This is a genomic window from Phocaeicola faecicola (assembly GCF_013618865.1).
Lineage (GTDB): Bacteria > Bacteroidota > Bacteroidia > Bacteroidales > Bacteroidaceae > Phocaeicola > Phocaeicola faecicola.
In genome coordinates this window covers 44,902-57,182 of the sequence record NZ_JABSOE010000026.1, presented here as the reverse complement: position 1 = coordinate 57,182, position 12,281 = coordinate 44,902, and the positions used below count along the sequence as shown (strand labels likewise).

Here is a 12,281-nt window from a genome sequence, read left to right as displayed (position 1 = left end):
GTTTCAGAACTATTTTGAATCGATTTGATACAACGCTCAGAAACTGGGAATCATGGAACTACATCGCTTTTTCCGTTATGCTATTGAGAAAATGTGCAAGGAAAAGAAAAGTTTAAATCACTTCATTATTATAATGTGCTGTTTCAAAGATTAATATTGAATATATTATTTGTTTATAAGTTTTTTCTCATGCCAATTTCACTAAAAAGAGTGCAAAAAATACCCTATTAGAATAAAAAGCCTTATAAAGAAATCTTCATCGAATAAATAGCATTTGAGCCTAAAAACTCTTATGCTGTTTTTCTTTTATAGAGCTACTACATTTTAAGGAAATATCCAGATTATAAGCCCCAAGAAATAAAATGTCGTACCAATCATGGAAGTTAAAAAAGGAATAACTATCTTTGTTTTGAACTCATAAACATAAGATTTATGGAATATATAAATGAATTTCACAAAGAATGGATAGAACGCACTCGCCAATCAATAGCATCTTGGAGCAAGCAGCCTATATCGCTAGAAGAAAAAAGGAAACAGCAGGAACGCTTGAACCAACAGAGAGCTATAAGAGAGGGCAAACAAAAGAGCTGATTGACTTCGCCAAATCCAACAATTTATGGATTTCTCTTTCTGAACTAAATGTTGAATTTCTTAGTAAAGGTGGAGAAAACGAAGTCTATACAGGAAATAAAGATAATATCGTTATTAAACTGAATAATTTTGAATACGCAGGTGATGATTTGGAGAATTTCTTCATCCGCATAAATGCACACAACAAATTATTTGGTAACGTACCTTATCAGATGATAGGTTTCGCCTATAATAGCCAACAAGAATTCTGTGCAGTTCTTATACAACCTTACATTTTGGCTGAACGAGAAGCTACAGAAGATGAAATAGCTACCTATATGAAAGCATTAGGCTTTGAAATGGACTATTACGACGAATATCATAATTCAGAATATGAAGTGTTTGATGTAGTTCCTAACAATGTACTTTATGGCATTGACGGTGATTTATACTTTATCGACACTCAAATCAGAACACGGTCTTAATCCAAATATGGATTTCTCTTACAAACGGAATTGCATTGGGAATTTGACCATAATGCAGCCCATTTTTATAATTAGTTCTTTTATTTATTTACACGGAGTTTATCTATTGCCACTATAGATTTGATTTATAGTTAATTAAGCTGGTTACAGGGATGCTCGGTCGCTGCTTCTTACGGTATGACAGATACTATGGGTCGTATGCACTCAGATGCTCAGTTCGCTGGTTCTTCATCAGTTCCTGCTCACGTAGAAATGATGGGATTCCTGGGTATCGGTAACAACCCGATGGTAGGTTGTACAGTAGCTTGCGCAGTTGACGTTGCTACTGCTTTGAATAAGTAATCCATACTTAATCAAGATAATAAATCCCTGTAGCTCTATGAGTTATGGGGATTTTATTTTATCCCTACCTAATGGATAGACGATAATTCCCTATGACCTTTTGCTTGCTTTTCCTTCTTGTAAATAGTTGTAGACAGATACTGAAATTGAGACTGAATATCCCTGTATTCAGACTGATTTTTCTGAGGTGAAGAAGTGGCTGATTTCCCTTGAAAACGGGCTGAAAAGAGGATATTTTGTGACCAGTTTGTGACCATTTTCTTATTTTTTGACAAGTGGTCACAAAAACAGTCTTATCTATCTAATATACAGAAAGATATATCATATTTAAAAGGACTTCCCAATGTCTAATTTAAAATGATTAAACTATGGTAAGAAGTTCATTTTCTATTCTCTTTTTCATAAGAGAAAGTAAAGCGAGAAAAAGTGGTAAAGCACCTATTGAGTTAATGATTACAGTAAATGGGGAAAGATGTCCTCTATCAACTGGTAAACAAGTTCCTATCGACAAATGGGATAAAACCAAGCAACAAGTAAAAGGAAAAGACGAAAAAGCTCAAAGTCTCAACAATTATCTGAAAGCAATCAAAGCTAGACTCTATCAAAAAGAAGCAGAATTATTAGACAGAGGTTTTATCATCACAGCAGAGTTGTTACGGGATGCGTATTTTGAGGAAGTGAAATAAGCACATAGAGAAATAAGAATACAATATCAAATGGAAAGCGTGTAGCTCAATGAGTTACACGCTTTTCTTGTTTTTGGCCGTACACAATAATATTGCTATCTTTGCGTTATTATTATAAACATCTGTACCTTATTTGTACCTGTAAGAAAAAGTAGATATGATGAGAAGAATAGATATTAAGAACTACAAAATGAATGAATTATGGCAGTAGCAAAGTATAAGATAGTACGGAAATGTCCTGTGTGCGGAGAAGAGTTCTTCGCAAGGACTTTGGAGTCCTGGTATTGTTCACCCAAATGCTCCAAGGTGGCGTGGAAGCGTAAGCATGATGAAGAAAAACGCCAACTTGAACTGGACAAGATTGTAAGCAATATGCCCAAGTCTAAAGAGTATATCAGCATAACGGAAGCGTATGCTATGTTTGGTGCAAGCCGCTCAACCATTTATAGGCTCATCTACATGAAAAAGATTTCCTTCATTGAGCCAGAGAAAGGAATACGACTTGTATGCAAAGGAGAACTAATGAATCTGTTTCCGTTAAGACAGTCTCCGCTTGACACCAAGCCAAGGAAACCAGTTACCATGTACCGCATGGAACCAGAGGATTGCTATACAATAGGTGAGATTTCCAAGAAATTTCATCTGGATGACAGCACCGTGTATGCTCATATACGAAAATACTCAATACCGACCCGGCAAATCGGTAATTATGTGTATGCTCACAAGGAATCAATAGACAAACTTTATAAAGATATAAAACCATTATGAAAAGATTAGATTATACTAAAGTCTCCGTCAAATTAAAGAAAAGTGAGTGGAGAGATGAGTGGTTCATCTATCTTGAAGCTTATCCTGTTTATGAGACGGGAAATGACAAACCCAAACGAGTGCGTGAATATCTCAGGAGGTCTATTACTACCCCTATATGGGATAAACGACGAAGCGAGCGAGCCGTTGCTGGTAGAATAAAGTACAAGCCCAAGCGAGATGACAATGGCGTTATTCAGTGTAAATCCAAGCAAGATATGGAAACTTGCCTTTATGCGGATGGCGTTCGAGTCCTGCGTCAAAAAGAGTACGACAACATGGCTCTCTTTACTGACCAGCAAATGGAAATGGCAGAACAAAGCGAACGCTCAAAATGCAATGTTCTGGAGTATATTGAGAAGTTAATCAAAGAAAGAGAGGAAACTGCGTCAGAATCGATAGTTGTCAACTGGCGCAGATTGCACACACTGTTGTCAATGTTTGCCAAGTGTGACTACATACAGTTCTCGCAGATTGACATGAAGTATATTGAGGCATTCCGTTCCTTCTTGATAAAGGCACCGCAGGGTGGTTCTAAGAAAGGAACTATTTCAAGGAATACGGCATCGACGTACTTCTCTATCTTCAAGGCGGCACTCAAACAAGCTTTCGTGGATGGCTATCTGAATTGTGATATTGCTGCCAAGGCTAAAAATATCATGTTTCAGAGTGCTCGAAGAGAGTATCTGTCACTGGAAGAACTTAATATATTGGCAAAGACTCCGTGTGATGATATACTAAAACGGGCAGCCTTGTTCTCTGCACTGACAGGAATGCGACATAGCGATATTCAAAAGCTTAAATGGTCAGAGGTTGAAGAATACAATGGTGGGTACCGTCTCAATTTCACTCAGCAGAAGACTAAGGGCGTTGAATACATGCCTATATCGCCACAGGCATACAAGCTTTGCGGTGAGCGCAAGAAAGACGGAGAACTGTTGGTGTTTGCCGGACTGCCTGACCCTTCATGGATATCTAGGCCTTTGGAACGGTGGGTAAAAGCATCAGGGATTACCAAGCACATCACCTTTCATTGCTTCCGCCACACCTATGCAACGTTACAATTGGCTAACTGTACAGACATATATACCGTAAGCAAAATGTTAGGGCATACCAATGTAAAAACCACGCAAATCTACGCAAAAGTAATTGACAAGAAGAAAGATGAAGCTACAGAAGCTTTTAAGTTGGACATAGATGAATAGTGATTATCATTTGTAAGCACTTAGTATAGAAGACCACTTGTATCAATAAGTCCTTTATTGTACAGGTGGTTTTTAGTGCCTTTCATTTTCAACATTCTATGTAATGATGCTATTGTTTTGGCACTTTAACCTTTCGTGGAAACCAAACATTTATAACAATAAACAGATAAAAATGAAAAAAGACAGCCTTTTTTGGCTTCTCTCTTTTTGAAGAGAGCAAGCGTGTCCACAAACATGTGGAGTGTACAGAAGACTTCTACAGAGAACTGTATGAGTTGTTTGAGATCGCAAGAAGTTGGTATCTTCAAGCTGAAAAGAATCATATGAAGACAGAGTACTTCATAGAACTATTTGAGCGCAGTCACCAATATATTGACTGTGATTGTGCACGTTGTAAGAACTCGCGACAGATGGCAATTGGCATTATTGGTACTTTGTTTAGAGACTCTAAGTGTGTGTCAATAATCAAGAAAAAAGAAGATTATTCCAAGCAGGAACTTATTGAGTTGTTTCTTCAACATGTGGGTACTGGTCTGCCAATCCTTACCCGAAAGAAATCGTCCATCCTCACTTTGGGATGCCAATTGTCAGACAGACAGATGGATTTGTTGGTAGAACTTGTCCAAAGTCACGACATATTTGATTTTGCCGACAACAGTGATGTGCGTAGCGAGTTGTGTCGCCTATTCAAGTGCGACTTGGACGCATCTATCCGTGTAAAGAATGTACGTAATGTAGCCGTACTGTTTGACGCTATGGCTCAATACCATTTGATAAACAATAATTGGCAATATGTCATGGGAGAAGGTCGCTTCTTAACCAGTATCAAAAAGGATGGAACAGAGAAATTCATAACTTCAAGTTGTCTTTCCTCTTCTCTTTCAAGGATAAGAAGAAACGTTTCCATGACAGCAAGTCAATATGCCATCTGCAAATCCATCGAACAGATATTAAGAGAGGAATAAATCACAATAATTCTGCTAAATGAAAGTAAAAACGTGATAGTTTGGTTGATACTGCCTTACTATCACGTTACTTTTTCTATTTAGTGACAGTCTCCCCATAACTTTGCATCAAAAATCATAAAAAATAATTAGCATGGAAGAAAATAGTATAAGATTTGAAGATATTCCCAACGCTATAACGGGGGTACTGAAAAAGCTGTCATCATTAGAAGACAAGATTGATGGTATATATGAACTTGTTCAATCAGAAAAAGAAGAAACATGGTTTACGGTTGCTGAATTATGTGCTTATCTCCCAACACATCCGGTAGAGCATACCATATATTGCTGGACAAGCAATCGGGAAATACCGTTTCACAAGAGAGGCAAACGCATCATGTTCCTCAAATCTGAGATAGATGAATGGCTTCAAGGAACCAAGGGCAAATCGAAGAACGAGATTCAAAGAGAAGCAGAGGAATATGTACTATCTACACAAAGAAAGAATAGACGGCTAATATAACCGTGCTACTGTCTGTAAACAATTTAATTAAGGTACGTGACACATGAATGAAAGACATTTTAGACTCTATGAGCGAATTGTCGCAATAGAAGACAGTTTGGAGGCTTTGGGACCTATTGACAAACTAATAGAGCGAATCGAGGAATTGGAGAAGATGGTCAAGCAGACCAAAACCGTCTTGGGGTTTGACGAAGCATGTAAGTATATTGGTGTTTCTGAAAGCCTGCTATACAAACTTACAGCCGCAAAAGAAGTTCCACACTATAAGCCAAGGGGAAAAATGCTGTATTTTAATAGAGAAGAAATCGACAAGTGGCTGCTCCAAAACAAACAAGAGGTCATTGGAATGGTAACGAAAATAGAAATTGATAATCCGAAAGAATGAAAATGGAAGAAAATAACAAACATGTACAGCCTAACTCAAAAGAGGAAGGAGTACAGCGTCTCAATCGCATATTGAGCGAATCGTTGATAAAGGCAACAGATACTTATAAAACACCTCCTCAGATTATATGGGTTGATAATTCCAGCATAGCCACATTGGGCAACTTCAGTGCTTCTACTGGTAAGGCAAAGGCGAAAAAGACCTTCAACGTGTCTGCCTTGGTAGCCGCTTCCCTCGCCAACGGCAAGGTACTGAACTATCGCGCCAGTCTGCCAGAGGGGAAACGCAAGATACTGTATGTAGATACGGAGCAGAGCCGCTATCACTGCCATAATGTGCTGGAGCGCATCCTGAAGCTCGCTGGTCTACCTACAAGCATCGACAACGAGAACCTTGACTTTATCTGTCTGAGAGAGTACACGCCCTCCGTCAGGATAGAGGTCATAGACTATGCGCTTGCCCAAGACCAAAGCTATGGACTGGTCATCATCGACGGAATCAGAGACCTGCTTCTCGACATCAACAATGCGGGAGAATCGGTCGAGGTCATCAACAAGATGATGGAATGGTCATCAAAGTATGACCTGCACATCCATTGCGTATTGCATCAGAACAAGGGCGACAATAACGTGCGCGGGCATATCGGTACGGAGATGAACAACAAGGCAGAGACGGTGCTTGTCATCACCAAGAGCACCACCAATCCCGACATCAGCGAGGTGAAGGCGATGCACATCCGTGAGAAGGAGTTCAAGCCGTTTGCCTTTACAGTCAATGAGGAAGGGTTGCCAGAGATTGTCGAGCACACGCCGGAGAAGGAAGAAGGTGACAAGCAACCGTCAAGGTTTACTTACCAAGACTTGACATCCGAACAGCATAACGAGGCGCTGACGGCTGCATTCAAGGAGAAACCTATCAAAGGATTCGATCGCATGGTGGAGGAATTAACGCAAGCCTATGCAGACATTGGCTTTAAGCGTGGCAGAAGCGTCATCATCAAAATGCTGAAATACCTGATTAACGAGCAAAAGCTCATAGTGAAGCGGGATAATCATTACTATTTCGGATATACACCTGCCGAGATTGACCTGTTCCATGAAGAGGAATAAAAACAGTTCAGAAACCAGTTTAGTTTACGTCCGTACCTATATATAAGAAATAAGGCCAAAGTAAACCGAAATCGGAGGCTGAATTGGGAAGCGGAAAAGTAGTTTAGCAAATGGTTTAGTTTACGGGTGTGCCTATATAGGAGAAAGGGTAAAGTAAACTGTTTCCATGGACAAAGTAAAACCGAACAAATGAAAGTACAATGAATATTGAACAATCGAAGAAACTGAGCATTATAGACTTCTTAGACAAGGAGAATGTAACGCTGAAAAAGAAGAAGGGCAATGCCTACTGGTATCTGTCACCCTTCAGGGACGAGAAGACCGCATCGTTCAAGGTCAGCAAGAAGGAGAACCTGTGGTACGACTACGCCATTAAGGAGGGCGGTGACCTTGTGGAGCTGGTAAAGCGTATGTATAACAAACAATCCGTTTCCGATGCCCTTGCCTACCTTGCGTCCAAGAGTATTGCCACTGTGGATAAGGCAATCGAGACCGCTATCGCAGCCAAGGAATACACGACAACCAAGATGAACGATGTGAAGCTGCTCCCACTGAGCAACCATTCTCTGCTGTCCTATTTCAGTAGCCGACGGATAGACATCACCATTGGCAGGATGTATTGCAGGGAGATACACTACAAGGTTGAGCAAAAACATTACTATGGCATTGCCTTTGGCAATCTGAGTGAAGGACATGAGGTGCGCAATCCCTATTTCAAGGGCTGCATCGGGCATAAGGACATCACCCTGCTTGCCCATACGTTCAACGAGTGGCAAAACGGTTGTCTGGTCTTTGAGGGCTTCATGGACTTCCTTGCTTATATGACCCTCGTTAAACAGCAAGACCGATGGTTTGTCGTTGAAAGCCCTTGCGACTATATGATACTGAACTCAGTCGCCAACCTCAAACAGGCATTGCATTACCTTGACCGTTACACCCACATCCATTGCTTCCTCGACAACGACCAGGCAGGACGCAAGACGGTTGAGAGCATCAGCAATGTATTCGAGTACAGGGTGACGGACGAGTCCTTCAGATATGCCGACTACAAGGATGTCAACGACTATCTGATGAGGAAGAAACGAACGGCATCTGAATGACATTATAAAGACGAAAACACCATCATTTGATGCAAAAATGGCTCAAATGCATTGAAATTACATATCAAATCTGCACTTTTTCGCCCAAACATGCTTGATTCTCAATTATTATCCTTATTTTTGCATCGTTTTAATATATTATTAAAATGTAGCAGAATGGAATTGAAAAAAGAAATAAGGATATTGGGCAGACGCTTTGAGGTGGAACCTCGTGCCAAGGAAAGCCTGAAAGGCATCACGGTTGGCGAGAAACTCTCATACCGTTTCTATGATGGCACATACCAAGGCACGCCCCTGCTGTTCGTTGAGCCCAAGAAGGGCAATCCCTCTCCACGGACTTGCGCCATCACGGGCAAGCGGTTGACCGAAGCCCTGGGACTGCCTGCGGTGTTTATCCTTGCGCCCGGACCCACCTACGAGCGACACAGACTGGCAGACAAAGGAGTCTTCTTTGTCATGTCCGAGGAATATGCCCATCTGCCAGGCATCATAGCATTGGAGAAGACAAGCAACAGGAAGATTGCCGAAGTATTGACCCCTGTGGCGCAATACATACTACTCTATCACCTACAGGTGGGCAGTATTGAAGGAATGTCGCCAAGGGATATTGCACCGTTGCTTCCATATTCTTACGAAAGCGTCACGTTGGGTGTCACCTGTCTTGAAGATGTAGGACTGTGTCAAAAGATTCAGAACGGACAGCGCAGCAAGGTGGTACACTTCGAGTTGAAGGGCAAGGAACTGTGGGACAAGGCTCAGAACGTCTTGCTGTCACCTGTGGAGAACCGCATCTTTTGCGATGACATACGCTTGGATGCGGAATACCCCGTATGCGGCATCAATGCCCTGGCACATTATTCCATGCTTAATCGTGACCGGGAAGAGATGATAATGATGACAAGCAAGGAATATCGTGCCGTCAAGTCGGCTGATGTCATGGAGAATCCCAACATCTATGACGGCAACTATATCATAGAGGTATGGAAATACCCTGTTGTCAGCAAAATGGGCGACAAAAGCCAGTGGGTTGATCGCCTTTCCCTTGTCCTTTCGTTGAGAGATGATGATGATCCGAGAGTAGAAAAAGAAGTAGAACGAATAATCAGTGAACAGAAATGGAAGGATTAGTCAAGTTCCGTGAAGCATTTGCGGAATACTCAGAAAACTATGTGGTGATAGGCGGAGCAGCCTGTGACATCACCATGACCAATACCGTGGTGCGTCCACGCGCCACACACGACATCGACATGATAGTCATCGTAGAGAACATGACCGAGGCTTTCGCCAATCGCTTCTGGCAGTTTGTGCGGGAGGCTGGCTATCGACCTGAAAAGAGGAAACAGGAGGCTGGTGAGCCACCAAGGTATGAAATGTATCGTTTCCTTGATGGTAAAGACGGCTATCCCGAGATGATAGAACTGCTGTCACGCCACCCCGACGTGCTTGGAGAGCCAAAGGGATTTGTCATAGAACCTATCCCGACCGATGAAGATGTGTCGAGTCTTAGTGCCATCATCATGGACGATGATTACTATCACTTTACTATCGCACACAGCCAACTGACTGATGGCATACGCCATGCCAATTCCGCTGCCTTGATAGCACTGAAGGCAAGAGCCTACCTAAATCTCATGGCAGACAAGCGGGACGGCAAGCATGTGAACACCAAAGACATCAAGAAGCACCGTTCGGACATCCTGAAAAATGTGGTCATAATGACTGAGGACAACATTGAGGCTCCTGCTTCAATAGTGGCATGTATAAGGGAGTTTGTCGCCTCCATCAGAGCCGACTGGTCAACTCTCGCAGAACCATTGTCAAAGTCACTCGGTCAAGACGAGGCATTTGTGACCGGACTGTTAGATCAACTGGATGAATTGTTTATAGAAGCATGACCAATATGAAGATACAATACGCATCCGACCTGCATCTGGAGTTTGCCGACAATTGGCGGTATCTGAAAGCCCACCCCTTGGAGGTGACGGGCGACATACTGCTGCTTGCCGGCGACATCGGCTATCTCGGCGATGACAACTACTCCAAGCATCCCTTTTGGGACTGGGCATCGGAGAACTACAAGGAGGTGCATTGCTGCATGGGCAACCATGAGTTCTACAAATATTATGATGTGGCGACACTGCCCGACGGCTATCTCTTGGAGGTACGTCCCAATGTATTCAGCCACTACAACGGTATTGCGAGGATTGGCGACACCGACATCATCCTCTCCACCCTTTGGTCGAGGATTCCTTTGGAGGACGCTTACTTCACCGAGCAAGTGATAAGCGACTTCCGCCGTATATTATATAAAGGTGAGCTGATGACCCATGCCCAATTCAATGCTGAGCATGAACGTTGCCTCACCTTTATCAAGGATGCAGTGGCATATTCGCAAGCAGCCCATAAGATTGTTGTCACCCATCATGTACCATCGTTCCGTATGCTCCACCCAAAGTTTCAAGGCAGCAAGGCAAACGTGGCGTTCACCGTAGAGTTGGAGGACTATATCACCGATAGCGGCATAGACTATTGGATATACGGACATTCGCACACCAACATCGATGCCAGGATAGGCAACACCCAATGCTTGTCCAACCAGTTGGGCTATGTTTTCTCTAACGAACATCAGGACTTCTCCCATGGCAAGTACCTGACCATATAGCCATCCACATTTTTTTCATCCACCCTCTTTACAAGCTCTTCCCTATCGGAAGGGCTTTTTTTGTGCCTTTCGAGTTTGATTTTTGAGTATGATTGCGAGTGTAATCAAAATTAGAGTTAAGATTTGGCTCCACGGAAAGTCATTTCGGTTTAAGATTGAAGAAAAGGTAGTTCCTTTGCATCGGCAATAAGCCAAACCATAGTAAAATCAAACTTGAAAATATGAAGTCATTTGTAATATTCGCCATTGTCGTGACCATAATCTATGTCATCTACTATACGGTCATCATCGTGCAGGATCTGTACGGAAAGCCCAAGGACGAGAAGTCACAGGGCGAGTCGTTTGATGTCAGTGACATGACCGACGAGGAAGAGTCGATAGCGGTCAGCGAGAGCGACGGTGGTTTCAGCGTAGGCGACAACCAATATGAGACAGCCTACGAGGAGAAGCAGCTTGCAGAGCCTACAGAGGAGGCAGCCGCCACTGCGGAAGAGAGCAAGCCTCATGTGCTTGAAAAGATACAAAGCGCAATCGAGAAGAAGATGGAGGAAGTGAATACCACCTATTCCGACCCCATGTATTCGGAAGAATTGAACAACACCATCATCGCCCGCGGTCTTCGTCACAATGGACGTGACATGGTCAAGGTGGAATCACTCAATAATGAGATATGATGTCAAAAACAAGAAGTGCATTTCTATCATTATATGCCGCTTTAACCCCAGCTCTGGCCAGTGCTAAGTGTGGCAACGTGGACTACAGCTGGGGAGCGGACGCACTTGCGAGTGCCCATGACTATGCCGTGACGATGATGCTCTATATCGTTTATCTGTGCTATGCAGTGGCGGGCATCGTGGTCATAGTCAGCGCCTTGCAGATATATATAAAGATGAATACGGGCGAAGAAGGAGTGAAGAAGAACATCATGATGCTGGTGGGAGCCTGCCTGTTCCTCATAGGAGCGACCATCGTCTTCCCCGCTTTCTTCGGTTATCAGATTTGAGATACAGGTGATACGAGATAAGATAACTCAAAGTGTAACAAATTAAAAGGTAAAAAGAATGTTTGAAAGGATTAACAAGAAGGTGAAGGGATTCTTCTCTTCACAGCGCATGAAAACGCTCGCCCTGATGTTGCTTGTCGGCACCACCGCAGCAATGGCACAGAACGCAGCCGGCGACTACTCGGCAGGAACGACCGCGCTTACCACAGTGACGGAGGAGATTGCCAAGTATGTACCTATCGTGGTGAAGCTCTGCTATGCCATTGCAGGTGTCGTTGCAATTGTCGGAGCCATAAGCGTTTACATCGCCATGAACAACGAGGAACAGGACGTGAAAAAGAAGATCATGATGGTCGTCGGCGCATGTATTTTCCTCATTGCAGCAGCCCAGGCACTGCCTCTGTTCTTCGGCATTGGAGGTTAAACGCAGCGTGAGATTGTGAGTATGTAGAACGTTAAA

At 42.8% G+C, this 12,281-nt stretch carries 15 protein-coding genes and 1 pseudogene; all 16 read left to right on the top strand.

All coding sequences use genetic code 11. The annotated features are described in order from the left end of the window. Nucleotides 1-461: 461 nt before the first annotated feature. The 16 genes and pseudogenes from H3001_RS08945 (at nt 462) to H3001_RS08870 (ending at nt 12,245) form a co-directional block, all read left to right on the top strand. The gene (locus tag H3001_RS08945; RefSeq protein WP_117672350.1) at nt 462-1,055 is read left to right on the top strand and encodes a putative polyvalent protein kinase domain-containing protein; all 594 of its coding nucleotides are present in this window, start codon (nt 462-464) and stop codon (nt 1,053-1,055) included. Between the two features lie 165 nt (nt 1,056-1,220). Continuing rightward, a pseudogene (locus tag H3001_RS08940) lies at nt 1,221-1,397 on the top strand (GGGtGRT protein); the annotation flags it as partial. 368 nt (nt 1,398-1,765) lie between these two features. Beyond that, nucleotides 1,766-2,083 carry an Arm DNA-binding domain-containing protein gene (locus H3001_RS08935; protein WP_181214724.1) on the top strand — a complete coding sequence of 106 codons (318 nt, stop codon included), beginning with the start codon at nt 1,766-1,768 and terminating at the stop codon, nt 2,081-2,083. Between the two features lie 201 nt (nt 2,084-2,284). Next, nucleotides 2,285-2,851, top strand: a complete 567-nt coding sequence (locus tag H3001_RS08930) for a hypothetical protein (RefSeq protein WP_005812876.1) — start codon at nt 2,285-2,287, stop codon at nt 2,849-2,851. After that, nucleotides 2,848-4,095 carry a site-specific integrase gene (locus H3001_RS08925; RefSeq protein WP_181214723.1) on the top strand — a complete coding sequence of 416 codons (1,248 nt, stop codon included), beginning with the start codon at nt 2,848-2,850 and terminating at the stop codon, nt 4,093-4,095. Before H3001_RS08930 ends, H3001_RS08925 begins: the two co-directional genes overlap by 4 nt. 410 nt (nt 4,096-4,505) lie before the next feature. Further along, nucleotides 4,506-5,060 carry a hypothetical protein gene (locus tag H3001_RS08920; RefSeq protein WP_021935591.1) on the top strand — a complete coding sequence of 185 codons (555 nt, stop codon included), beginning with the start codon at nt 4,506-4,508 and terminating at the stop codon, nt 5,058-5,060. Nucleotides 5,061-5,193: 133 nt separating this feature from the next. After that, complete coding sequence (locus H3001_RS08915; protein WP_004320284.1) at nt 5,194-5,562, top strand: helix-turn-helix domain-containing protein; 369 nt, start codon at nt 5,194-5,196, stop codon at nt 5,560-5,562. Between the two features lie 43 nt (nt 5,563-5,605). After that, nucleotides 5,606-5,947 (top strand): helix-turn-helix transcriptional regulator, encoded by a 342-nt coding sequence (locus H3001_RS08910; protein WP_005812869.1) that lies wholly within the window; start codon nt 5,606-5,608, stop codon nt 5,945-5,947. A gap of 2 nt (nt 5,948-5,949) precedes the next feature. Continuing rightward, nucleotides 5,950-7,056, top strand: a complete 1,107-nt coding sequence (locus tag H3001_RS08905) for an AAA family ATPase (protein WP_005812867.1) — start codon at nt 5,950-5,952, stop codon at nt 7,054-7,056. A gap of 200 nt (nt 7,057-7,256) precedes the next feature. After that, a complete protein-coding gene (locus H3001_RS08900; protein ID WP_005812865.1) occupies nt 7,257-8,156 on the top strand; it encodes a toprim domain-containing protein in 900 nt (299 codons plus the stop codon). A 156-nt stretch (nt 8,157-8,312) separates the two neighbouring features. Then, a complete protein-coding gene (locus tag H3001_RS08895; RefSeq protein WP_005812863.1) occupies nt 8,313-9,284 on the top strand; it encodes a hypothetical protein in 972 nt (323 codons plus the stop codon). Next, nucleotides 9,272-10,051 carry a hypothetical protein gene (locus H3001_RS08890; protein WP_005812861.1) on the top strand — a complete coding sequence of 260 codons (780 nt, stop codon included), beginning with the start codon at nt 9,272-9,274 and terminating at the stop codon, nt 10,049-10,051. Before H3001_RS08895 ends, H3001_RS08890 begins: the two co-directional genes overlap by 13 nt. Next, nucleotides 10,048-10,818 carry a metallophosphoesterase gene (locus tag H3001_RS08885; RefSeq protein WP_007837351.1) on the top strand — a complete coding sequence of 257 codons (771 nt, stop codon included), beginning with the start codon at nt 10,048-10,050 and terminating at the stop codon, nt 10,816-10,818. The genes H3001_RS08890 and H3001_RS08885 overlap by 4 nt, the downstream gene beginning before the upstream one ends. A gap of 221 nt (nt 10,819-11,039) precedes the next feature. Continuing rightward, entirely contained in the window at nt 11,040-11,492 is a 453-nt protein-coding gene (locus H3001_RS08880; protein WP_005812857.1) for a hypothetical protein, read from the top strand. Further along, nucleotides 11,489-11,821 (top strand): DUF4134 domain-containing protein, encoded by a 333-nt coding sequence (locus tag H3001_RS08875; RefSeq protein ID WP_005812854.1) that lies wholly within the window; start codon nt 11,489-11,491, stop codon nt 11,819-11,821. The genes H3001_RS08880 and H3001_RS08875 overlap by 4 nt, the downstream gene beginning before the upstream one ends. A gap of 58 nt (nt 11,822-11,879) precedes the next feature. After that, complete coding sequence (locus H3001_RS08870; RefSeq protein WP_007837354.1) at nt 11,880-12,245, top strand: DUF4134 domain-containing protein; 366 nt, start codon at nt 11,880-11,882, stop codon at nt 12,243-12,245. Nucleotides 12,246-12,281 lie beyond the last annotated feature (36 nt).